The sequence below is a fragment of the Luteibacter rhizovicinus genome (assembly GCF_004342265.1).
Taxonomy (GTDB): Bacteria; Pseudomonadota; Gammaproteobacteria; order Xanthomonadales; family Rhodanobacteraceae; genus Luteibacter; species Luteibacter rhizovicinus_B.
Map to the genome: position 1 here is coordinate 1 of NZ_SMCS01000010.1, position 22,398 is coordinate 22,398.

Genomic DNA, 22,398 nt, shown 5'->3' on the forward strand with positions numbered 1-22,398 from the left:
GGCCTCCCCAATCGGGGAGGCCTTCGTCTTTGCGGCTGTTGCCGGTGCGCGCATCGCGCGCGACCCGCAACAGGTCACCGCCAGGGGCTTTATCCTGAAATACCCGCTACGAGCCATCGTGGCGGGTTTTTCTTTGCCCGCGTTTCCACCGGAAACGACCCGCAACAGGTCTCCCAAAGCCGCGCGTGAGGCACAAGCATCAGCGCATTCCCGCACCGCCTTCCAGTAACCAAGTCCGCAAGAACTTGCGCCTACCCGCTATCATCGGGAATTACCCAGAAACACGAGATCCCGAATGCAACGCTCCAACCGCCTAGGCCTGATGTCTTACCTGATCTTCTCTTCGCGCTGGCTGCAGCTGCCGCTCTACCTCGGATTGATCCTTGCTCAGGCCATCTACGTCGTGCAGTTCCTGCGCGAGCTCTGGCACCTGATCGAAACCTCGCTCCTGCATGGCGGCATCGATGCCGCGGTTGCCGACCAGAGTGCCGAAACGACGATCATGCTCACGGTCCTCGGCCTGATCGACGTGGTCATGATCTCCAACCTTCTGGTTATGGTGATCGTCGGCGGCTACGAGACGTTCGTTTCCCGTCTTCGCCTCGAAGGCCATCCCGATCAGCCCGAATGGCTATCCCACGTAAACGCCACCGTCCTGAAAGTAAAGCTGGCGATGGCGATCATCGGCATCTCGTCGATCCATCTCCTGGCCACATTCATCAAGGCGAAAAACCTCGATGGAAGCGTAATCATGTGGCAGATTCTGCTGCACCTGACCTTCGTGGTTTCCGCGCTTGCCCTCGGCTTTATCGATCGTGTGATGCAGCCCGCGGCGAGTCGCTCTGGCGCACCGCACTAAGCCCCGGGAATGACATGGCGAGCCGCAGCGGTCATGATGTCGCTGCGGTTCGCATTTATCTCTGAGAACGATGGATCCAACACTCAATCGCCGCCAGGAAGAACTGATCGCTCTCGTTCAACGCGAGGGCTTCGTTGCCGTCGAGCAACTGGCGGTGCATTTCGACGTAACGGCTCAGACGATCCGTCGCGACCTCGCGATGCTGTGCGACGCCGGGTTGCTACGTCGCTATCACGGCGGTGTAAGTCCGCCCTCGAGCGTCGAAAATCTGGCCTACAACGCACGAAAAGGCCTCCTGCAAGCCGAGAAGCAACGTATTGCCGCACTACTTGCGCGGCACATTCCCGATGGTGCATCGCTCTTCATCAATCTAGGGACGACCAACGAAGACGTAGCGCGCGCATTGCTCGCGCACAAAGGCCTTCGCGTCATTACCAACAACCTCAATGTCGCGATCATGCTCAGCGACAACCCGTCGTTCGAGGTGATCGTCGCGGGCGGTGTCGTTCGGGGAAGGGACCATGGGGTGACGGGCGAAGCGACGATCGAGCTGATCCGTCAGTTCAAGGTGGACTTCGGCATCGTCGGTATTTCCGGTATCGACCTGGACGGAACGCTCCTCGATTTCGACTACCAGGAAGTTCGCGTGGCCCAGGCGATCATCGAGCATTCGCGCCAGGTCTATCTGGCCGCCGATCACACGAAGATAGGGCGCAACGCCCTCGTGCGACTCGGATCGCTCTCGCGCGTGGACGCCTGGTTCACCGACCAGGCCCCGCCAGAACCGCTCGCGGCGTTTCTCGAGACCGCGGGAACGCACCTGTATATCGCCGACTGAAGTCGGCGCCTCTCCTCCCCGCCAGCCATCCCGCCCGGTGCTCCGCTGCACTGCAGCGTGCGATGTTTGTAAATGTTCGAATATGATCGATAACGTTCGCTCATGGCGAAATATGCGTGCCATACGCAAATATTGCCGCTTACAATTTTCATTTGTCTCATAAATCGAACGTTCCCTGGCGTATGGTTCTCCCGGTCGACGGCCTTCTCCGTCGTAAGCCTTGCCTTCGGAGTGGTGAATGATCGAGCAGGTCGATGTACTGGTAGTCGGTGGCGGCATCAATGGCGCCGGCATCGCGCGCGACGCGGCGGGACGGGGAATGTCGGTCGTACTTTGCGAGCGTGACGACCTCGCCTCGCATACGTCGAGTGCAAGCACCAAGCTGATTCACGGCGGTTTGCGCTACCTCGAGCAGTTCGAGTTCGCACTGGTAGGCAAGGCCCTCGCCGAGCGCGAAGTGTTGCTGCGTGCGGCGCCGCACATCATCTGGCCGCTGCGTTTCGTCCTGCCACATCAGCCTCACTTGCGTCCGGCCTGGATGATTCGCATCGGCCTGTTCCTCTACGACCATCTCGGTCGCGGCCGCCGCACGTTGCCGGGCTCGCGGCGCATTCGTTTCAGTAAACACGTCGCCGGCGAACCGCTGCGCGACGAGTTTCACGTTGGCTTTGTTTATTCCGATGCCTGGGTGCAGGACGCGCGGCTCGTGGTTCTCAACGCGATGGATGCCTCACGGCGTGGTGCAGAGATACTCACGCACACGCGTTGCATCAGTGCAAAACGCGATGGTACGGAATGGATCGTCGAGCTCGAATCGGAGAAGGAGGGCCGGCGTACCATTCGTGCGCGTGCGCTCGTCAATGCGACCGGTCCCTGGGCCTCGTCGTTTCTCGACGACGTGGCTCACGTAAAGCACGATCACGCACTGCGTTTGATCAAGGGCAGCCACATCGTCGTGCCGAAGCTGTTCGAACATCGCTACGCGTACATTTTCCAGCAGCCCGATCGCCGCATCGTCTTCGCCATACCCTACGAACGCGACTTCACCCTCATCGGTACCACCGATATCGAATACCGTGCCGATCCGGCGCATCCGGCCATCGACGCGGAAGAAACGTCCTATCTGTGCGAGGCGGCCAATCGCTATTTCAAGCGCAGCCTAGCGCCTGCCGATGTGGTGTGGAGTTACAGCGGGGTGCGGCCATTGCTTGAAGACAAGAGTGGCAACGCGTCGGAAGTGACACGCGATTACCACATCGAACTCGATCAAAACGGGCCGCCGTTGTTGAATGTGTTCGGCGGAAAGCTCACCACCTACCGGAAGCTCTCCGAGGAAGCCGTCGATCTTCTCGGTCCGGCGTTGGGGAATCCCCAGCCGGCATGGACTGGCACGGGACACGCGCTGCCTGGCGGCGGCGAGTTCGACATCGATGCGCTGCTTGCCGACGTTCGCGCGGATCGCCCATGGCTACCGGAAGATCTGGCATGGCGACTGGTGCACAGCTACGGCACGCATGCGCGCGATCTCCTTGGCGAAGCATCGGGACTGGAAGCGCTCGGTCCGCATTTCGGCGGTGGCCTGTATCGGGCCGAAGTGGATTACCTCGTGAGACACGAGTGGGCAACGCAGGTCGAAGACATTCTCTGGCGTCGAAGCAAGCTTGGTTTGCGTCTGGTTCCCGCCGAGGTCGAGCGTCTTGCGCGGTACCTCGACGAAAAGAAAATCGCCACGAGCGCGTGAGCGCCCTGAAGACAAATTGAACGAAGAGGGCGCGCGTCGCTCCATGGGCGAAGCGCGTGTGTAGTGACTGGATCCGGACGGCTGGCGTTCCGGGCCTTGGCCAGATGGCACAGAGTGATCGTGCCGTCTGAGTGGATACAGGAGAGTGCGTCCATGTCGGTCTATCTAAGTGAATTCCTCGGCACCATGATCATGATTCTGCTCGGCGACGGCGTGGTTGCCGGCGTATTGTTGAAAGACTCAAAAGCAAAGGACGCCGGTTGGAGCGTCATTACCTGGGCATGGGGACTTGCCGTACTGATGGGTATCTATGTCGCCGCAGCGAGCGGTGCGCATCTGAATCCGGCAATCACGCTGGCCATGGCATCCATCGGCAAACTGAGCTGGGCTCTCGTGCCCGGCTACATGGCCGCCCAGTTCGCCGGTGCGTTTACCGGCGCCGTACTCGTCTATTTGACCTATCTCCCGCATTGGGCAGGTACCGTGGACCCAAAGGTAAAGCTCGGCGTCTTCTGCACGATTCCCGCGGTACGTTCGCTGCCGTCCAACATCCTTACCGAAGTGATCGGCACGTTCGTTCTCGTCTACTGCGTACTCGCGATCGGTAGCAATAACCTTTCCGCGGGTCTCGCGCCGATCGGCGTCGCATTGCTGGTGGTCGTCATCGGTATGTCGCTCGGTGGACCGACCGGCTATGGCATCAATCCCGCGCGCGACTTCGGTCCCCGCCTCGCGCACGCACTACTTCCCATTCCCGGCAAAGGCGGCTCCGACTGGGGGTATGCACCGGTGCCTATCGTTGGCTCCGTTATCGGTGCGTTGCTCGCAGCCTTCACTTATCGCGCTATTGCCGGCTAATTCGAGGACTTATCGTGACCAAGAAAAAATACATTCTCGCTATCGATCAGGGCACCACCAGTTCCCGTGCGATGCTTTTCGATCACGACGGGCGCGTCGCAGGCATGGCGCAACGCGAATTCACCCAGATATTTCCGCAGCCGGGTTGGGTCGAACACAATCCGCGCGAGATCATGACAAGCGTCCTGGTGACGCTTACGGAAGTGATCAACGAGGCAGGTGTCGACGCTGCGTCCATCGTTGGTATTGGCATCACCAATCAACGCGAAACCGCTGTCGTATGGGACAAGGCGACGGGGCAGCCCATTTATAACGCGATCGTTTGGCAGTCCAGACAGACTCGCGACATCTGCGACAAACTTCAGGCCGATGGCTACGAAGACATGGTGCGCGCAAAAACCGGATTGCTCATCGATGCCTATTTTTCAGGCACGAAAGTGAAATGGATACTCGATCACGTCGAGGGCGCACACGAGAGAGCCGAGAAGGGCGAGCTGCTTTTCGGCACGATCGACACCTGGCTTATCTGGAATCTCACGGGCGGCAAGGCGCACGTCACGGATTACACCAACGCATCGCGTACCCTGATGTTCAACATCCACACGAAGGAATGGGACGACGAGCTGCTGAAGATGCTCGATGTCCCGCGCGCGATGCTTCCGGAGGTGCGCTCGTCCAGCGAGGTCTACGGAACGACGTTGCCGCAGCATTTCCTCGGTCGCGAAGTGCCCATCGCCGGCGTCGCCGGCGATCAGCAGGCGGCGCTCTTCGGTCAGGCATGCTTCGAACCGGGTCTTGCGAAGAATACGTATGGCACCGGTTGCTTCATGCTTATGAACACCGGCGAGAAGGCTGTCACGTCGAAGAACGGACTGTTGACGACCATCGCGTGGGGCATCGACGGAAAGGTCGAGTACGCGCTGGAAGGAAGCATCTTCGTCGCCGGTTCGGTGATCCAGTGGTTGCGCGATGGACTGCGCATGCTCGGCAAGGCCAGCGATTCCCAATCGTATGCCGAACGCGCGCGCGATAGCGACGGCGTGTACTTCGTGCCGGCATTCGTAGGACTGGGTGCGCCGTACTGGCGTAGCGACGTGCGCGGCGCGGTGTTCGGTCTGTCGCGCGGTACGACGAAGGAGCAGTTCATCCGCGCGGCGCTCGAATCGATGGCGTACCAGACGCGCGACGTGCTCGCCGCCATGGAAACGGACTCGGGCATTCCGGTCAAGGAACTGCGCGCGGACGGCGGCGCTATTGCCAACGACTTTATGGCGCAATTCCAGGCGGACATCCTCAACATTCCCGTGCTGCGTCCCGAAGTGCAGGAAACGACGGCGCAGGGTGCTGCCTATCTTGCGGGTCTGGCGACGGGCTTCTGGTCCAGCCAGGAAGAAATCGCCAAGAAGTGGGCGGTGGACCGGCGCTTCAAGCCGACCATGCCGGAGCAGCAGCGTGAAGAACTGTATGCGGGATGGAAGCAGGCGGTGGAAGCTACGATGGGCTTTCGGGTGAAGTAAGCGGCTTTACCGCTTCCTAGGTTTCGCGCGCAGGCGCGCTCCCACAGAAGCTGGTTGTGCAGGTGCCTTGCTCTCTGGGGGAGCGCGCCTGCGCGCGAAGCCTGCGAAGCGAAGATACAAAGCGCATAAAAAAGGCGATGCCCGAAAGCATCGCCTTTTTTCATCGCATCGAAGCGACGCGTTACGCGAACGAATATCCGAACTGTTCGTTGAACTCGCTGGCGAACTGCTCGTACGTAAAGCTCTGGTTCTGCGTGCCCGGATGCTCGACCTTCAACGCGCCCATCAGCGACGCCATGCGGCCGACCGTCTTCCAGTCGTAGCCCTTCATGATGCCAAAGATCAGACCCGCGCGATAAGCATCGCCGCAGCCGGTGGGGTCGACGACCTGACGCTCGCGTGCCGGCGGGATTTCAATCACGTCGCCGGCGGTGTGGATCAGCGAACCGCGCGGACCCTGTGTGACGATATACGCCGTGACGTGCGAAGCGATTTCCGTCGCGCTCCATCCCGTGCGCTGCTGCAGCAGCTGCGACTCGTAATCGTTGACGATGACATACGTCGACTTCTCGATCATCGAGCGGAACTCGTCGCCGTTGAACAGCGGCATCGCCTGGCCCGGATCGAAGATGAAGGGCACGCCGCGCGCCGCGAATTCGTCCACATGCTGGAGCATCGCATCGCGACTGTCCGGCGCAACGATGCCGAACTCGCAGTCGGGAATATCGCGCACGTGGTTTTCATGGGCGCTGGACATCGCGCCCGGATGGAACGCGGTGATCTGGTTGTTATCCAGGTCGGTCGTGATGAAGCACTGCGGCGTGAACTGGTCGTCGTACTGACGGACGTTGTCCAGGCTGATGCCGCAGTTGACCAGATGCGTGCGGTACGGCGCGAAGTCCTGGCCAACGGTTGCCACCGGCATCGGATTGCCGCCGAGCAGTTTCAGGTTGTAGGCAATGTTGCCCGCGCAGCCGCCGAACTCGCGACGCATGCGCGGCACGAGGAACGAAACATTCAGGATATGAACCTTGTCCGGAAGGATGTGATTCTTGAACTGATCCGGGAACACCATGATGGTGTCGTAAGCCAAGGAACCGCAGATAACGGCTGTCATGCGTAGGCGACCCAATATCGGTTGAGGCGGCGCAGACCCCTGCTGCCGCGGGTGGCGGGCACGAAGGCCCGGCAAAGGTTCCAATCCTACCCGGAATGCTTCGATGTGGCGATATCGAAGTACGTACAGAATTACGCGAACGGCAGAGAACATGCTCGCATCATTCAGACTTACAAGGCTTTCTTAACTTCTTCGCCCTTGCGTGGGAAGGGGCGCCAAACTAGACTGCCACGCTTACTTTTTCCCGCTATTGGCGCCTGCCGCATCATGTTTAAGAAGTTTCGCGGACTCTTTTCCAACGACATTTCCATCGATCTCGGCACGGCCAATACGCTGATTTATGTGCGGGGCCAGGGGATCGTCCTTAACGAGCCATCCGTCGTCGCGATCCGCCAGGATCGTGGACCGGGCGGCCCGCGCACGGTTGCCGCCGTCGGTACCGATGCCAAACGCATGCTGGGTCGAACGCCGGGCAACATCGCCACCGTGCGTCCGATGAAGGACGGCGTCATCGCCGACTTCACCATGACCGAGGCGATGCTGCAGCACTTCATCAAGCAGGTTCACCGCTCGCGCATGCTGCGTCCCAGCCCGCGCGTGCTGGTCTGCGTGCCCTGCGGTTCCACCCAGGTGGAGCGCCGCGCCATCAAGGAATCGGCCGAAGGTGCCGGTGCCCGCGACGTGTTCCTGATCGAGGAACCCATGGCGGCCGCCATCGGCGCCGGCATTCCGGTGCACGAGGCGCGTGGCTCGATGGTGCTCGATATCGGTGGCGGTACTTCCGAAGTGGCGGTCATCTCGCTGAACGGCATCGTGTACTCGCAGTCGGTGCGCGTCGGTGGCGATCGCTTCGACGAGGCCATCATCAATTACGTGCGCCGCAACCACGGCACGCTGATCGGTGAATCCACGGCCGAGCGCATCAAGCTGGAAATCGGCTGTGCCTTCCCGCAGAGCGAAGTCCGCGAGATCGAAATCTCCGGCCGTAACCTCGCCGAGGGCGTGCCGCGCCAGTTCACCATCAACTCCAACGAAGTGCTGGAAGCGCTGCACGAGCCCCTGTCGGGCATCGTGGCGGCCGTCAAGGCCGCGCTGGAACAGACGCCGCCGGAGCTGTGCTCCGACGTCGCCGAGCGCGGCATCGTCCTGACGGGCGGCGGCGCGCTGCTGCGTGACCTGGATCGTCTCATCTCCGAAGAAACCGGCCTGCACGTCATGGTGGCCGACGACCCGCTCACCTGCGTGGCGCGTGGCGGCGGCAAGGCGCTGGAGATGATCGATCAGCACGGCAGCGATTTCTTCGCGTTCGAGTGATCGGTGCTGACGACGGGGCTCATCGCGCGTCCCGTCGTCCTCGCCAAAGCCGGGTGCGTATCCGCACCCGCAATCCTTCGTAATACCGCGTTCGCCGACCGGCGAACGCCGGCCTGGGTACAGAGCCTCCATGCATCCCACGCTTCCAGCCTCGTCGTCCACCGATCCGACGCGCCGCTTCGCGGCGGGCGTCGTGTCGTCCGGAGCGTGCTGACGTCATGGCACTGAACAGGGATGATTCCTCGCCGCTGTTTGCCGGGTCCGTCGCCGGTACGCTGAAGCTCATCGTGTACCTGGCGCTGGCCTGCATCCTGATGGTGCTCGACCACCGCGGCGGCTGGCTGGCCAACGTGCGCTACGGACTGTCGCTGGTCGTCGAGCCGGTTTACCGCATCGCGGGCCTGCCGTCGCAGGGCTTCCACGCCGCCACGGTGGCTTTCGCCGATCGCCAGCGCCTGACCGAATCGAACCAGCGTCTTCGCGAGGATCTATTGCTGGCCAATGCCAAGCTCAACCGCATGGCATCCGTCGCCGAGCAGAACACGCGTCTGAAGGAGCTGCTGGACACCCAGCACAGCCTCAATCTCAACGTGCAGCTCGCACGCCTGATTGGCGTCGACCTCGGCACCTTCCGGCATCGCATCGTGCTGAACGTCGGCGCCCGCGACCAGGTGAAGCCCGGCCAGGTCGTCATCGACGCGCGCGGCGTGATGGGGCAGGTGGTCGATGTCATGCCCACCACGTCCGTGGCCATGCTCATCACCGATCCGAACCACGCCATTCCCGTGACTATCGAACGCACGGGCCTGCGTACCATTGCCTACGGCTCCCGCGCGGGCGACATGCTGGTGCTGCCCAATATTCCCGTGTCGTCCGATGTGCGGGAGGGCGACAAGCTCGTCACCTCCGGCCTCGGCGGCCGCTTCCCGCCCGGATTTCCGGTCGGCGAAATCCGCGACGTGGCGCAGACGCCATCGGGCACGTTCCTTTCGGCGCAGGCTCGCCCCGCCGCCGATCTGGATCGCAGCGAGGACGTCCTGCTGCTGCACGATCTCGCCGAGCCCGCCGGTCCGCCGCCGCCCGCGCCTGTCGCAGGCCCGCCCGCGGATATGGCCATGCCAGCCGCGCCGCCCGCGGCAACGCTGCCCAGCGTGACGTCGCCCACCGCGACGCCCGTGCCGGCGCGCGCCTCTACCGCCACGACGACCCGGCCGGCGGTGAATCCATGAATCGTCAACGCGTTCGTCTCCTGTGGTTCATCGCGACCTTGCTCGGGTCGCTGTTCCTCATGCTCATTCCGCTGCCGTCGCCGCTGACGCCGCTGAAACCCTACTGGCCCGCGCTGGTGCTGCTGTACTGGTGCCTGCAATCGGGCGATCGCGTGACGCTCGGGCTCGCCTTCTGCATCGGCGTGGGCGCCGATCTGTTCGACGGCGTGTTGCTCGGCGAACAGGCGTTGCGCCTGACGGCGATGGTCTTCATCGCGCTGCGCTTCCGCTCGCGGCTGCGTTTCTTCCCGATGTGGCAGCAATCGCTGGCCGTGCTCGCCTTCCTGCTCAACGACCGTGTGCTGCTGTTGCTGGTGCGCGTGCTGGGCGGTGACGCGCTGCCGCCCGCCGAATACTGGATATCGCCCTTTGTCGGCGCGGCGATCTGGCCGTTCCTGTTCCTTATCCTCGACGACCTCCGTGCGCGACTGCGCATCCACGAGGCATGAGCACGCGGCGCGCATCCATCAAGGAAATGCGCGGCGAAGTGGCGCTTTTCAGGCGCCGCGCGCTGGCCGGGTTCGGGCTGATCCTGCTCGGGCTTTCGGCGCTGATCTGCCGCTACGTCTACCTGCAGGTGATGCACCACGACGAGTTCGCGGCGCGCTCGGAACAGAACCGCATCAAGCCGCGCGCCATTCCGCCCGCGCGCGGTCTGATCTACGATCGCAACGGTGTGCTGCTGGCCGATAACGTCCCGGCCTTCCGGCTGGAAGTCACGCCCGAGCAGGTCAAGGACATGGACGGCATGCTCGCGCGGCTGGGCAATGTCGTACCGATCAGCGACGACGACATCGAGACGTTCAAGAAGCAGGCGAAGGCCGGTCGACGCTTCGACGGCATCCCGCTGAAGCTGAAGCTCACCGAGGACGAGATCGGCCGCTTCGCCGTGAATCGCTGGCGATTCCCCGGCGTGGACGTCGTGCCTTATCTCACGCGGCGCTATCCCCAGGGTGCGCGTATGGCGCATGTCGTGGGTTACGTCAGTCGCATCGACGCCGACGATCTCAACCGTCTGGACGAAGCGCGCTACAAAGGCACGACGCATGTCGGCCGCATCGGCATCGAGCGCTACTACGAAGACCTGCTGCACGGCATGCCGGGCTACGAGCTGGTCGAAGTGAACGCCGATGGCCGGACCCAGGCCGTACTCGATACGACGCCGCCCACCCCCGGCAAGAATATCTACCTCAGCATCGACGTTCGCCTGCAGAAAGTCGCCGAGGAAGCGTTCGCGGGCCGATCGGGCGCCGCGATCGCCATCGATCCGCGCAACGGTCAGGTGCTGACCTTCGTCAGCGTGCCGGACTACGACCCCAATCTCTTCGTCAACGGCATCAGCCATGCCGACTACACCGCGCTGATGACCGCGCCGGACAAGCCGCTGTACAACCGTGCATTGCGCGGCGTGTATCCGCCCGGCTCGACGGTGAAGCCGTTCATTGCCCTGGGCGGTCTGGAGCTTGGGTTGCGCCGCCCTTCGGACACAGTGCTGTCGACGGGCGAGTTCTGTATTCCGGGACAGTCCCGCTGCTATCGCGACGATGTGCGCGGCGGCAACGGTGTCGTCAATATGGTCCGCGCCATCGAGAAGTCGACGAATACGTACTTCTACAGACTCGCGCTCGACATGGGCATCGATCGCTTCAGTGGCTGGATGAGCAAGTTCGGCTTTGGCAGCAAGACCGGTATCGATCTGGTGGGCGAGGTGGAAGGCATCCTGCCGTCGCGCGAGTGGAAGGCCACGCGCAGCAAAGCGGGCTGGTACCCGGGCGAAACCGTCATCGCCGGCATCGGCCAGGGTTACTGGTCCGTCACGCCGTTGCAGCTGGCCCATGCCACGGCGACATTCGCGGGCAAGGGCATCCCGTATACCCCGCATCTGCTGCTGGATACCCAGGATGGCGTCGATAGTCCGCGCGTAGCGCAGAGCTTCCCGCCCGGCGAGTCGATCATCAAGAAACAGGCCGACTGGGACGCGGTCGACCAGGGCATGATCGCCGTGATCAACGGCACGGGTACCGGTAAGGGCCTCGGCAAGGGTTTTCCCTACGTGATCGCCGGCAAGAGCGGCACGGCGGAACGTTTCTCGCGTACCACCAACGCTTACAACGAAAACAAGAATCTCGCTTACCTGGCGACTCGCCATCGCGCTCTCTTTATCGCGTACACGCCAGCGGAAGATCCGCGCATCGCCGTGGCCGTCGTGCTCGAAGCGGGCGCGTGGGGCGCGAAAGATTCCGGTCCCATCGCGCGCAAAATTCTCGACGAATGGGTCGTGGAGCAGGGCGGCCCGCGGCCGACCGATCCGGGTCCGATCGATGCCGTCACCACCGAACCGGTGCCCGACGCCGAGCATGAGCCCGCGCCCGGCAGCTCGTCCCCGTCCGATGCACCGGGCGGCGCGCCCGCCGATGTGCCCGCCGATGCCGAATCCACCGGAGACACGCCATGATCGCCAGCATTCCGGCACGCATGCGCCGTTTCGGGCTTCGGTTGCTCAAGCGTCCGCGGCTCGACCTGCCGCTGTTGCTTGCCTTGTTTATGCTGGGCTGCGCGGGTCTGGCCACGCTGTACAGCGCGGGCAACGGCAACCTGTCGCTGGTGGGCGGTCAGGCCGCGCGTTTCGCGCTCGGCGGCGTCCTGCTCGCCATCATTTCCCGTATTCCTCCACCGGTGCTGCGATCGTGGACGCCGTGGCTCTACGTAGGCAGCACGGCCCTGCTGGTGGTGGTCGCCGTGCTGGGCGAAGGCCGCGGCGCGTACCGTTGGCTGGATCTGGGCTTCATGCGCTTCCAGCCATCGGAGCTGCTCAAGCTGACGATGCCGATGATGGTCGCCTGGTACCTGCATCCCCGGCAGTTGCCGCCGCGCTGGAAGGACATCATCGTGGTCGGGCTGCTGATCGCGGTTCCCGCGGGCCTGATCGCCGAACAGCCCGACCTCGGAACGGCCCTGCTCGTCGCGGCGGCGGGTGCTTTCGCGCTGTTCCTTTCGGGCATGGCCTGGTGGCGCATCGGTGCGCTGCTCGCCGCCGTCGGCGCGGTCATTCCGGTGGCCTGGACCTTCCTGCACGAATATCAGCGCAATCGCGTGCGCACGCTGCTCGATCCCGAGTCCGATCCGCTGGGCAACGGCTGGCACATCATCCAGTCGAAGATCGCGGTCGGTTCCGGCGGCGTCTTCGGCAAGGGCTGGGGGCAGGGCACGCAGTCCCGCCTGGAATTCCTGCCCGAACATACCACCGACTTCATTTTCGCGGTGTTCTCCGAAGAGTTCGGGCTGGTGGGCGTCTGCGCCATCGTCGTGCTCTACGCGTTCATCATCGGCCGTTGCCTGTGGATCGCCATGAACGCGCGCGACACGTATTCGCGCCTGCTTGCTGGCGCCATCGGCATGAGCTTTTTCGTATACGTCGTGGTCAACGGCGGCATGGTCGCGGGCATGTTGCCCGTCGTCGGCGTGCCGATGCCGCTGGTCAGTTACGGCGGTACGTCGGCCGTATCGCTGCTCGTTGGATTCGGCGTGCTGATGTCCATCCATGCGAACCGTAAGCTGCACGAGTGATGCCTGAACAAAGCCACATTCATGGCCCGGAAAGCGCGAGAACGCGTGCTACGCTTCGGCGCATGGATGATGTCTCGATAGCGCGCAGCGCACGCCCCGCCACGAACCGGATCCGCCGCCTCGCCGGCGCGCTGTTCGTCTTTCCGTTGATTGCCGCCACCGCGCATGCCGAAACGCATCCGGGCGAAGCGCAACTGGTCAAGGAAGTGGCGAAGGAAACCGGGAAGAGCCCGGCAAAACTCACCGCCCTCCTGGATGGCGCGAAGAAACAGCAGAGCATTCTGGATGCGATCAGCCGGCCCGCCGAAGGCAAGCCGTGGAAGGACTATCGTCCGATCTTCCTGACCGAGCAGCGCATCGCCGCCGGTGCGGATTTCTACCAGGAACACCGCGCGCTGCTCGACGGCATCGGTAAAAAGTACGGTGTGCCGCCCGAATACATCGTGGCCATCGTCGGCGTGGAAACCTTCTACGGCCGCAACACGGGCAAGTACAAGGTGCTGGATGCCTTGTCGACACTGGCGTTCTATTACCCCAAGCGCGCGCCGTTCTTCCGCGAACAGCTGAAGGCTTTGCTGATCCTGCCGGACAACCATCTCGCCGGTCCGCTCGACACCCTCACCGGTTCGTATGCCGGCGCGCAGGGTTGGGGTCAGTTCATGCCGTCGAGCATCCGCGACTACGGTGTCGACGGCGACCACGACGGCCGCATCGATATGAAGGGCTCCATGCCCGACATTTTCGAAAGCGTCGCCAACTATTTCGCGAAGCACGGTTGGGAAGCGGGCGGCCCTGTCGCCGCGCGCGCCCAGCCGGATCGCAGTGCCGTCGCACCCGACGTCCTCAAGGACTATCGTCCGACCGCGCCGGTCGAGCGTTACATGGCCGACGGCTACGCGCCGGTGCAGCACCTGGCACCGGGTCGCGATGCCGCGCTGGTCCGGCTCGACGGCGTGTCCGGCGACGAATACTGGTTCACCTTCCAGAACTTCTACGTCATCACCACCTATAACCGCAGTCCGCTCTACGCCATGGCCGTCGACCAGCTCGCACAGGCCATCCGCGAGCGCACACATGGAGCAGGTTCCGGACGATGACGCGACGCGGCGCGGGGAGGGAGCCAAACCAGTCTCGTCGGATCGGCCGCGTTGCCGGTCTGTTGCTGCTTTGCGCGCTGGTGGCACTACTCGCGGGCTGCGGTGGATCGCGTAACGCGCGACCCTCGAAAGGCTCGCACGCCAGCGGTTCCTCGTCGCGTAGCGGATCGGGACGTAGCGACGATATCCGCAAATCGCAAGGCTCGCGCTACAGCGTCGACAACGACAGCGTGCCGACCGATGCTCCCGACGTCAGCAAGTTGCCCGAGCCGGTTCCCAAGGTCGAGCCGCGTGCGCTGTACGGCAATAAGTCGCCCTATAGCGTGCTTGGCAAAAGCTATAACGTGCTGCCGTCCCCGCGCGGTTACGTCGAACGCGGCATCGCATCGTTCTACGGCAACAAGTTCCACGGCTATAAAACCTCCAGTCTGGAGGAGTACGACATGTATCAGTTCTCGGCCGCGCATAAGACCCTTCCGCTGCCGAGCTACGCGCGCGTGACCAATCTCGAGAACGGGCGCAGCGTCATCGTTCGTATCAACGATCGCGGACCTTTCCACGAGAATCGCATCATCGACCTGTCGTTCGCCGCGGCCGTGAAACTGGGCGTCTGGCCGAAGGGTACGGGTCTGGTCGAAGTGCGGGCCATCGATCCCCAGCATCCCGGCGACGACGCGCCTCCGGCCTTCGTCGCCGCGCCGCCGCCGCGCCCCATGCCCGTCGCGCCGCCGGTCGTTCCCCGTCCCGCGGTCAGTGCGCCGCCGCCGTCCGCCGTTCAGACAATGCCGGCCACACTTTCGGGCACGGCCATCGTCGCTGGCCCGTTCACGGTGGCGCCCGCGCGGGTTCCGGCTGGCCCGATGCCTCCGGATGCGTCGGTCGTAGAGCCAAAACCTTCTATTTATCTGCAGGTTGGCGCATTTTCGGACATGTCCAACGCCGCCCGCGTCGCCGACCAGTTGAACCGGGCCGGCCTCGGACCGGTCAGTGTGGTGGAGGCCAGTATCAACGGGCGCAGCGTGCGCCGGGTGCGGGTCGGACCCCTGGCCGACGTGGACACCGCCGATCGCGTGACCGACCAGATAGCCAATATGGGCCTGCCCAGGCCGCAGGTCGCGGTAGACTGACCCGCTTTGAGCGGCCTCGAAGAGCCGCACGATTTCTTCAGACTTCACTTGGATTGCCGAAACAATGACCCTGTTGCCCCGCTCACTTTTCGCCTTTGCCGCAGTCGCCCTGATCGCTGGCGTCACCGTTGCACAGACGCCGCCCCGTCCGACTGTCCCGCGCCCCGTGGTGCCGGAAGCGCCGGTGCCGCCGCCGCCGGATGTGGAAGGCAAGAGCTGGGTGCTGATGGACTACACCACCGGCCAGATCCTCGCTTCGAAAGAGCCGGACATGCAGGTCGAGCCCGCCTCGATCACCAAGGTCATGACCGACTACGTCGTGTCGGCAGAAGTGGCCAATGGCAAGGTCCACATGACCGACCCGGTCAACATCAGCGAAAACGCTTGGCGTGGCGGCGGTGCGGGCACCGACGGCTCCACCAGCTTCCTGAAGCTCAACAGCCAGGTGCCGCTGAAAGACCTGCTGTACGGCATGATCATCCAGTCGGGTAACGACGCCGCCATCGCGCTCGCCGAGCACACCGCCGGCTCCGAGCCCGCGTTCGCCAACCTGATGAACGCGTACGCGAAGCAGCTGGGCATGGAGCACAGCCAGTTCCAGAACGCGTCGGGTTATCCGGTTGCCAATCACTTCACCACCGCGCGCGACATCGCAATCCTGTCCCGTGCGCTGATCCACGACTTCCCCGAGGACTACGCGATTTCCGCGGTCAAGGAATTCGAATGGAACGGCATCAAGCAGCACAACCGTAACCTGCTGCTGTGGCGCGACCAGACCGTCGACGGCATCAAGACCGGTCACACCGCCGCCGCCGGCTACTGCCTCGCCGCCTCGGCCAAGCAGGGCGACGCCCGTATGATCGCCATCGTCATGGGTGCCGGTAGCGAGAAGGGTCGCGCCGACGCCGCGCTGGCGCTGCTCAACTACGGTTTCCGCTTCTACGAAACCCACAAGCTGTACGAAGCCAACAAGCCGCTCGCCACGCCCAAGCTCTGGAAGGGCGCCGAAAACACCATCGCCCTCGGCGTAGCCGAAGACGCCATGGTGTCGGTCAAGCGCGGCGACTACGACAAGCTGAAGGCCAATCTCGATATCCCCGCCACGCTGATCGCCCCGTTCAAGAAGGGCCAGCAGGTCGGCACGCTGCGCGTGACCCTGGACGGCCAGCCCGTCATCACCGCGCCGCTGGTCGCGTTGGCCGATGCGCCCGAAGGTGGTTTCTTCTCGCGTCTGTGGGACACGATCATGCTGTGGTTCCACAGCGACGGCGACAAAGACAAAAAGTAAGAGGGCTCTCAGATGCAGCACATCGACCTGCACGCCATAAAGCGTCCGGACCAGGGCTTCCAGTTCCCCGGCGAATTCGAAATCACGGCTATAGGCTTTGCCGACAAGGGCCTGGATGCGCGCGTTCCGGAGATCCTCGCCGGCATCGGGTTGAAGGTGCTGCACGAGACGCTGAGTACGAAGAAGACCCCGGCGGGCAACTACCAGTCGGTCTCGGTCACCTTCGTGGCGCTCACTCGCGAGAAGTACGACGAGGCGCACGCAGCTCTCAAGGCAGACGAAAACATCCGCTTTACGCTGTAATCCAATCAATATGCCTGCGAAACCCCTGTGGGAGCGCGCCTGCGCGCGAAAGCCAACGGAGCGGTGAAGTGGGTAGCTTGCGTCGCGGGCCCGAACGCCGGGCTCGCGGACGTCACTCTCGGCTTCACCGCTCCGTTGGCTTTCGCGCGCAGGCGCGCTCCCACAGAGAGCATCTGTCCTCTTGTATCGCACCCCCCAAGCCCGCAAATTCACACGTTGAGCACCCCATCCAGGTCATTCCCCATGTCCTTACCCCTCAACGTGCGCCGGCTGGGCCGCGTTCCCTACGAGCCCATCTGGAAGGCGATGAGCGCCTTCACCGATAACCGCACGGACGATACCGTCGACGAGCTGTGGCTGCTGGAACACGATCCGGTCTTCACGCTGGGGCAGGCGGGCAAGATGGAGCACGTGCTGACGCCGGGAGACATCCCGGTCGTGCCGGTCGATCGCGGCGGCCAGGTGACCTACCACGGTCCCGGCCAGATCGTGGCCTATCCCCTGATCGACCTGCGCCGCGTCGGCGTGGGCGTGCGCGAACTGGTCAACCGCATCGAACAGGCCATCATCGACACCCTCGGCGAATGGAATATCGGTGCCGAACGCATCGAAGGCGCCCCCGGCGTCTACGTGGCCGGCGCCAAGGTCGCGGCGCTCGGGTTGCGTGTCCGGCGCGGGTGCAGTTTCCACGGGCTGGCCTTCAACGTGAACATGGACCTCGAGCCCTATCACCGCATCAACCCCTGCGGCTACAAGGGTTTGGAAGTCACGCAGGTGCTAGACTTGGGCGGTCCGTCGCGACTGGCGGACGTGGAAGACGTGCTGGTGGAGCAGTTCTCCCGCCAGTTTGGCTTCGACGCTGTGCCGGCCGCCCCCACTCTTCCCGAACTCCCGGCCCGCATCGCGGTCTGAGGCTGGTAGACGTCATGAGCCAAACCACCACATCCCCCTCCCGATCCATCCCTATCGCCGTGGTCGACAAGCCGGGCGAGAAAATGGTGGGCAACGACAAAATTGGCCTGAATCGCGCCAATTTCGACACCAACGTGCCGACGTTGCGCAAGCCGAGCTGGATCCGCGTTCGCCTGCCGCAGGGCAATGCCGTGCAGCAGCTGAAGTCGCGCCTGCGCGAGAACTCGCTGGTCACGGTGTGCGAGGAAGCCTCGTGCCCGAACATCCACGAGTGCTTCAGCAAGGGCACCGCCACGTTCATGATCCTGGGCGAGGTCTGCACGCGCCGCTGCTCGTTCTGCGACGTGGCCCACGGCCGTCCGCAGCCGCCCGATCCGCTGGAGCCGGCGCGCCTGGCCGAAACCATTCGCGACATGCGCCTGAAATACGTGGTCATCACCTCGGTGGACCGCGACGACCTGCGCGATGGCGGTGCGGAACATTTCGCGTCGTGCATCCGCGCGGTGCGCCATGCCAGCCCGAATATCCGTATCGAAATCCTCACGCCGGACTTCCGCGGCAAGGGTCGTATGGAGCGTGCGCTCGAAGTCATGAAAGACTTCCCGCCGGACGTCTTCAACCACAATCTGGAAACCGTGCCGCACCTGTATCGCGAAGTGCGTCCGGGCGCCGATTACCAGTGGTCGCTCGACCTCCTGAAGCGCTTCAAGGCGCAGCATCCCGACGTTCCGACCAAGTCCGGCATCATGCTCGGTCTCGGCGAAACCCTGGAACAGGTGCTGGAGACCATGCGGGATTTACGTGCCCATGACGTCGACATGATCACGATCGGCCAATACCTGCAGCCGACGGCGCATCACCATCCGGTGGTTCGTTACTGGACGCCGGACGAATTCGAGGCGCTGCGCGTCGCTGGTGAGCAGATGGGCTTCGGCCATGTCGCTTCCGGTCCGCTGGTGCGTTCTTCCTACCATGCCGACCTGATGGCTCACGCCGCCGGTGTCGTCGAATAAAGCGCAACGAGGCAATACACGTATGTCCTTTCGTCCCGCGTTAGTCCTGTTTCTGGCTCTTTCCGCCGCGGGCGCGTACGCCCAGAACGCACCCGACGCGTCGCAGGCGGCCACGTCGCCGGAACCCGGGCGCAAGGTATCGACGCTACCGCTGAAGCCGACCGTCGCGGAGGCGCAGGCCGCGCAGCTGTCGGCGCGCTTCCTGACGCGTTTCCATTACCAGGCACAGCCGCTCGACGACGCCATGTCGGCCAAAATCTACAAGGCCTACTTCGACGCGCTGGACAGCGAAAAGGTCTTCTTCACCCAGGCCGATATGGCGAAGTTCGAACCGCTGAAAACGCAGTTCGACGATGCCATCTGGAACCAGGACCTGACCGGGCCGTTTTCGGTGTTCAACCTGTACGTCGAACGCGCCGTCGACCGCATGAATTATGCCCGTGGCCTGCTGGCGAAGGGTTTCGACTTCAACGGTAACGACAGCTACAACTTCGACCGCAAGAAGGCCGCATGGCCGAAAGACCAGGCCGAGCTCGACGACGTGTGGCGCAAGCGCACGATGAACGACTGGCTGCGTCTGAAACTCGCCGGCAAGAACGACGACGACATCCGCAAGACCCTCGACAAGCGTTACGCGAACTACATCACCCGGGTGCGTCAGCTCGACAACGAAGACGCCACGCAGGCGTTCATGACCGCGTACGCCGAATCCACCGATCCGCACACCGATTACCTCGGCCCCCGTGCGGCGGACAGTTTCGACATCGCGATGAAGCTCTCGCTGGAAGGCATCGGCGCGGTGCTTCAGGCGCGCGACGATTACACCCAGGTGCGCGAACTCGTGCCGGGCGGTCCCGCCAGCAAGTCGGGCAAAATCAAGCCGGGCGACCGCATCGTGGCGATCGGGCAGGGCGAAACCGGCCCGATGGTCGATGTCGTCGGCTGGCGCCAGGACGACGTGGTCAAGCTGATCCGCGGCAAGAAAGATACGACGGTCCGCCTCGAAATCCTTCCGGCGGACGCAGGCCTCGACGGCAAGCACGAGTTCATCGCGCTCGTCCGCAAGAAGGTCACGATGGAAGAGCAGGCGGCCAAGAAGAAGGTCATCGACGTCAAGGACGGCGATGTCGACCGCAAGATCGGCATCATCGAACTGCCCACCTTCTATCAGGACTTCGGCGCACGCCGCGCCGGCGACGCCAACTTCAAGAGCGCCACCCGCGACGTCGCGAAGCTGCTCACCGAACTGAAAGCCGACAAGGTCGAAGGCGTCGTCATCGACCTTCGCAACAACGGCGGCGGTTCGCTGAGCGAAGCGACCGAACTCACCGGTCTGTTCATCGACACCGGTCCGGTCGTGCAGGTGCGCGACGCGCGCGGTCAGGTCGAAGCGCAGGGCGACGATGCGCCGGGCATGGCATGGGATGGCCCGTTGGCTGTGCTGGTCAATCGCGGTTCGGCGTCGGCGTCCGAGATCTTCGCGGCGGCGATCCAGGATTACGGTCGCGGCCTCATCATCGGCGAACCCACGTTCGGCAAGGGCACCGTGCAGAATCTCGTCGACCTCGACAAGTTCGGCCGCGGCAGCAGTTCCGAGAAGCCGCAGTACGGCGAACTGAAGATGACCATCGCCGAGTTCATCCGCATCAACGGCGACAGCACGCAGCTGCGTGGTGTCACGCCCGACATCAAGTTCCCCGAGAACGGCGACGCGAAGGACTTCGGCGAGTCGACCTACGACAACGCGCTGCCGTGGCGGCAGATTCCGCCGGCCGACTACAAGCCGGTCGCCGATCTGAAGCCGCTGTTCGTGCCGCTGACGCAGAAGCACGAGGCACGTGTCGCCACGTCGCCGGCGTGGAAGCTGATGCTCGACGAACTGGCGCAATACAAGAAGCTGCGCGACAAGACCGACGTGTCGCTGAACTTCGCGGCGCGTCAGGCCGAACGCAAGCAGTACGACACGATGCAGACCGATTTCCGCAATCGTCGCAAATCCATCTTCGGCGGCGACGGTTCGGATAACACCACCGACGACAACAGCGGCGACGATGGCCTGAATCCGAACGAGCGCAGCCTGAAGTCCGAGCTGAAGTCCGAAAGCGCGGCGAAGAAAGCCAAGGACACGCCGCTCGACGAAGCCGCGCATATCGTCGGCGACGAAGTCGGCATGCTGAAGGCCGATGGCAAACTCGCCGCCACGGTACTTCCGTACGGCGGAAAGAAAATCGACATGGCTCCCGCGCAGACGGCACAGGTTCCACCGCCGCAACCGTCGAGCCCGCACTAAGAAGAAGGCGCCGAAAGGCGCCTTTTTTTACGTTCGGAAAACGTCGATCTCCTTAATGCCGGCGTTGGCTTTCCGCGGCCTTCGGCGGCTTTCCATGGCTTTCTGTGGGAGCACGCTTTCTGTGAGGGCACGCCTTCTGTGGGAGCGCGCCTGCGCGCGAAAGCCTACGGGGCGATGAAGCCCGATGCTCGCATCGCGAGCCCGCCGATCTGGCTGCGGATGCAACGTACGGCATCTACGCTCCGTAAGCTTTCGCGCGCAGGCGCGCTCCCACGGAAGGTGCCTCCCAACAAGCGCCTCCCAGCCAACCCATCATTCACCATCCCCCTGTTACCCTCCCCGCCGAATTCCACGACAGGGCAGCCCATGAACGATTTCTTCGCCTCCATCGGCTTCGAACATTTCTCGCAGAACCTTTCCCGGTACGGCATCAAGATCGGCATTGCGCTGCTCGTTGTCGTCGTCGGCTTCTGGTTCGCCGCACGTTTAGCCAATTTCAGTCGCCGCGCGCTCGAACGGGCCAGCGTCGACGTCACGCTCGCGCTTTTCCTGCGCAATATCATTTACGGCATCCTGATCGCCTTGCTGATCGTCCAGGCCATGGGTGTCGCGGGCATTCCCACCGCGCCCTTCGTCGCCGCGCTGGGCGCCGCTGGCCTGGCCATCGGCCTGGCACTAAACAGCTCCCTGTCCAATCTGGCCTGGGGCGTCCTGCTGATCCTGTTCCGTCCGTTCCGGGTAGGCGATTTCGTTCTCATCGGCGGCGTCGAAGGCACGGTCCAGAGCGTCAACCTGATGCACACCTATCTCGTCATGCCCGATAACCGCGAGGCGGTCGTGCCGAATGCCAAGGTGGGCGGCGATGCCATCATCAACTACAACCGCCGTGGCACCCGCCGCTTCGAGATCAAGGTCGGCATCGGCTACGGCGACGACATCGGCAAAGCCATGGACACCGTCCGCCAGCTCTTCGCCGCCGATCCGCGCATCCTCAAGGACCCGGCACCCGGTGTCTGGACCGAAGCCCTGGGCGACAGCGCCGTCAACCTCGTCATCCGCGGCTGGACCGCCACCGCGGACCTTTGGGAGACCCAGACCAGCCTCCTGCGCAGCGTGAAAGAACACTTCGATGCCTCCGGCATCACCATTCCCTTCCCGCAGAGCGAGATCCGCGTGGTGAGCCAGCCAGGGCCCGCAGAGGCGTCCGCGCACCCGCTGATGCCCTCGCCGCAGGCCCCGAAATGAGCCAAACAACCGTTTAAACCGTGGGAAATGTCTGAACAGGGATT

20 protein-coding genes are annotated in these 22,398 nt (G+C 63.5%); 19 read left to right on the forward strand and 1 reads right to left on the reverse strand.

All coding sequences use genetic code 11. The features are described from left to right. From EC912_RS19560 to glpK, 6 genes are all read left to right on the forward strand, one after another. The coding region (locus tag EC912_RS19560) for a hypothetical protein (protein WP_207906890.1) at positions 1 to 229 on the forward strand (229 nt) is incomplete at its 5' end. Positions 230 to 295: 66 nt separating this feature from the next. Then, a complete protein-coding gene (locus tag EC912_RS17840; RefSeq protein ID WP_132146921.1) occupies positions 296 to 859 on the forward strand; it encodes a TIGR00645 family protein in 564 nt (187 codons plus the stop codon). Positions 860 to 929: 70 nt separating this feature from the next. Then, the gene (locus EC912_RS17845) at positions 930 to 1,697 is read left to right on the forward strand and encodes a DeoR/GlpR family DNA-binding transcription regulator (protein WP_132146924.1); all 768 of its coding nucleotides are present in this window, start codon (positions 930 to 932) and stop codon (positions 1,695 to 1,697) included. Between the two features lie 238 nt (positions 1,698 to 1,935). Beyond that, a complete protein-coding gene (gene glpD, locus EC912_RS17850; protein WP_132146927.1) occupies positions 1,936 to 3,438 on the forward strand; it encodes a glycerol-3-phosphate dehydrogenase in 1,503 nt (500 codons plus the stop codon). 153 nt (positions 3,439 to 3,591) lie between these two features. After that, positions 3,592 to 4,296 carry an MIP/aquaporin family protein gene (locus tag EC912_RS17855; protein ID WP_132146930.1) on the forward strand — a complete coding sequence of 235 codons (705 nt, stop codon included), beginning with the start codon at positions 3,592 to 3,594 and terminating at the stop codon, positions 4,294 to 4,296. Positions 4,297 to 4,310: 14 nt separating this feature from the next. Next, the gene (gene glpK, locus EC912_RS17860; protein ID WP_132146933.1) at positions 4,311 to 5,813 is read left to right on the forward strand and encodes a glycerol kinase GlpK; all 1,503 of its coding nucleotides are present in this window, start codon (positions 4,311 to 4,313) and stop codon (positions 5,811 to 5,813) included. A 181-nt stretch (positions 5,814 to 5,994) separates the two neighbouring features. On the opposite strand, the gene EC912_RS17865 is transcribed toward glpK, so the two are convergent. Then, positions 5,995 to 6,930, reverse strand: a complete 936-nt coding sequence (locus tag EC912_RS17865) for a carbohydrate kinase family protein (protein ID WP_132146936.1) — start codon at positions 6,928 to 6,930, stop codon at positions 5,995 to 5,997. A 267-nt stretch (positions 6,931 to 7,197) separates the two neighbouring features. On the opposite strand from EC912_RS17865, the gene EC912_RS17870 reads away from it, so the two are divergent. The 13 genes from EC912_RS17870 to EC912_RS17930 all read left to right on the forward strand — a co-directional run bounded on the left by EC912_RS17870 (position 7,198) and on the right by EC912_RS17930 (position 22,354). Beyond that, positions 7,198 to 8,244, forward strand: coding sequence for a rod shape-determining protein (locus EC912_RS17870; RefSeq protein WP_132146939.1), 1,047 nt, complete (start codon positions 7,198 to 7,200; stop codon positions 8,242 to 8,244). A 218-nt stretch (positions 8,245 to 8,462) separates the two neighbouring features. Next, positions 8,463 to 9,473 carry a rod shape-determining protein MreC gene (gene mreC / locus EC912_RS17875; protein WP_132146942.1) on the forward strand — a complete coding sequence of 337 codons (1,011 nt, stop codon included), beginning with the start codon at positions 8,463 to 8,465 and terminating at the stop codon, positions 9,471 to 9,473. Further along, complete coding sequence (gene mreD, locus EC912_RS17880; protein WP_132146945.1) at positions 9,470 to 9,961, forward strand: rod shape-determining protein MreD; 492 nt, start codon at positions 9,470 to 9,472, stop codon at positions 9,959 to 9,961. The genes mreC and mreD overlap by 4 nt, the downstream gene beginning before the upstream one ends. Beyond that, entirely contained in the window at positions 9,958 to 11,967 is a 2,010-nt protein-coding gene (gene mrdA, locus EC912_RS17885) for a penicillin-binding protein 2 (protein ID WP_132146948.1), read from the forward strand. The genes mreD and mrdA overlap by 4 nt, the downstream gene beginning before the upstream one ends. Further along, the gene (gene rodA / locus EC912_RS17890) at positions 11,964 to 13,079 is read left to right on the forward strand and encodes a rod shape-determining protein RodA (RefSeq protein WP_132146951.1); all 1,116 of its coding nucleotides are present in this window, start codon (positions 11,964 to 11,966) and stop codon (positions 13,077 to 13,079) included. The genes mrdA and rodA overlap by 4 nt, the downstream gene beginning before the upstream one ends. Positions 13,080 to 13,141: 62 nt before the next feature. Continuing rightward, positions 13,142 to 14,176: a lytic murein transglycosylase B gene (gene mltB / locus EC912_RS17895; RefSeq protein ID WP_132146954.1), complete on the forward strand. Its 1,035-nt coding sequence runs from the start codon at positions 13,142 to 13,144 to the stop codon at positions 14,174 to 14,176. Next, positions 14,173 to 15,303, forward strand: coding sequence for a septal ring lytic transglycosylase RlpA family protein (locus EC912_RS17900; RefSeq protein ID WP_132146957.1), 1,131 nt, complete (start codon positions 14,173 to 14,175; stop codon positions 15,301 to 15,303). Before mltB ends, EC912_RS17900 begins: the two co-directional genes overlap by 4 nt. 64 nt (positions 15,304 to 15,367) lie before the next feature. Continuing rightward, complete coding sequence (locus EC912_RS17905; RefSeq protein ID WP_132146960.1) at positions 15,368 to 16,591, forward strand: D-alanyl-D-alanine carboxypeptidase family protein; 1,224 nt, start codon at positions 15,368 to 15,370, stop codon at positions 16,589 to 16,591. 12 nt (positions 16,592 to 16,603) lie between these two features. Next, entirely contained in the window at positions 16,604 to 16,894 is a 291-nt protein-coding gene (locus EC912_RS17910; RefSeq protein ID WP_132146963.1) for a DUF493 family protein, read from the forward strand. Between the two features lie 243 nt (positions 16,895 to 17,137). Further along, a complete protein-coding gene (lipB, locus tag EC912_RS17915) occupies positions 17,138 to 17,806 on the forward strand; it encodes a lipoyl(octanoyl) transferase LipB (RefSeq protein ID WP_132146966.1) in 669 nt (222 codons plus the stop codon). 14 nt (positions 17,807 to 17,820) lie between these two features. Further along, entirely contained in the window at positions 17,821 to 18,819 is a 999-nt protein-coding gene (gene lipA / locus EC912_RS17920) for a lipoyl synthase (protein ID WP_132146969.1), read from the forward strand. Positions 18,820 to 18,841: 22 nt separating this feature from the next. Then, positions 18,842 to 21,109 carry a carboxy terminal-processing peptidase gene (locus tag EC912_RS17925; RefSeq protein ID WP_132146972.1) on the forward strand — a complete coding sequence of 756 codons (2,268 nt, stop codon included), beginning with the start codon at positions 18,842 to 18,844 and terminating at the stop codon, positions 21,107 to 21,109. Positions 21,110 to 21,475: 366 nt separating this feature from the next. Further along, positions 21,476 to 22,354, forward strand: a complete 879-nt coding sequence (locus EC912_RS17930; protein WP_132146974.1) for a mechanosensitive ion channel family protein — start codon at positions 21,476 to 21,478, stop codon at positions 22,352 to 22,354. The last annotated feature ends 44 nt before the right edge of the window (positions 22,355 to 22,398 follow it).

Excerpts from the sequence above, each read along its gene's own strand:
- EC912_RS17840 (WP_132146921.1), top strand. The coding sequence starts at position 296 with ATGCAACGCTCCAACCGCCTAGGCCTGATGTCTTACCTGATCTTCTCT.
- EC912_RS17845 (WP_132146924.1), top strand. The coding sequence starts at position 930 with ATGGATCCAACACTCAATCGCCGCCAGGAAGAACTGATCGCTCTCGTT.
- glpD (WP_132146927.1), top strand. The coding sequence starts at position 1,936 with ATGATCGAGCAGGTCGATGTACTGGTAGTCGGTGGCGGCATCAATGGC.
- EC912_RS17855 (WP_132146930.1), top strand. The coding sequence starts at position 3,592 with ATGTCGGTCTATCTAAGTGAATTCCTCGGCACCATGATCATGATTCTG.
- EC912_RS17865 (WP_132146936.1), bottom strand. The coding sequence starts at position 6,930 with ATGACAGCCGTTATCTGCGGTTCCTTGGCTTACGACACCATCATGGTG.
- EC912_RS17870 (WP_132146939.1), top strand. The coding sequence starts at position 7,198 with ATGTTTAAGAAGTTTCGCGGACTCTTTTCCAACGACATTTCCATCGAT.
- mreC (WP_132146942.1), top strand. The coding sequence starts at position 8,463 with ATGGCACTGAACAGGGATGATTCCTCGCCGCTGTTTGCCGGGTCCGTC.
- mreD (WP_132146945.1), top strand. The coding sequence starts at position 9,470 with ATGAATCGTCAACGCGTTCGTCTCCTGTGGTTCATCGCGACCTTGCTC.
- mrdA (WP_132146948.1), top strand. The coding sequence starts at position 9,958 with ATGAGCACGCGGCGCGCATCCATCAAGGAAATGCGCGGCGAAGTGGCG.
- rodA (WP_132146951.1), top strand. The coding sequence starts at position 11,964 with ATGATCGCCAGCATTCCGGCACGCATGCGCCGTTTCGGGCTTCGGTTG.
- mltB (WP_132146954.1), top strand. The coding sequence starts at position 13,142 with ATGGATGATGTCTCGATAGCGCGCAGCGCACGCCCCGCCACGAACCGG.
- EC912_RS17900 (WP_132146957.1), top strand. The coding sequence starts at position 14,173 with ATGACGCGACGCGGCGCGGGGAGGGAGCCAAACCAGTCTCGTCGGATC.
- EC912_RS17905 (WP_132146960.1), top strand. The coding sequence starts at position 15,368 with ATGACCCTGTTGCCCCGCTCACTTTTCGCCTTTGCCGCAGTCGCCCTG.
- EC912_RS17910 (WP_132146963.1), top strand. The coding sequence starts at position 16,604 with ATGCAGCACATCGACCTGCACGCCATAAAGCGTCCGGACCAGGGCTTC.
- lipB (WP_132146966.1), top strand. The coding sequence starts at position 17,138 with ATGTCCTTACCCCTCAACGTGCGCCGGCTGGGCCGCGTTCCCTACGAG.
- lipA (WP_132146969.1), top strand. The coding sequence starts at position 17,821 with ATGAGCCAAACCACCACATCCCCCTCCCGATCCATCCCTATCGCCGTG.
- EC912_RS17925 (WP_132146972.1), top strand. The coding sequence starts at position 18,842 with ATGTCCTTTCGTCCCGCGTTAGTCCTGTTTCTGGCTCTTTCCGCCGCG.
- EC912_RS17930 (WP_132146974.1), top strand. The coding sequence starts at position 21,476 with ATGAACGATTTCTTCGCCTCCATCGGCTTCGAACATTTCTCGCAGAAC.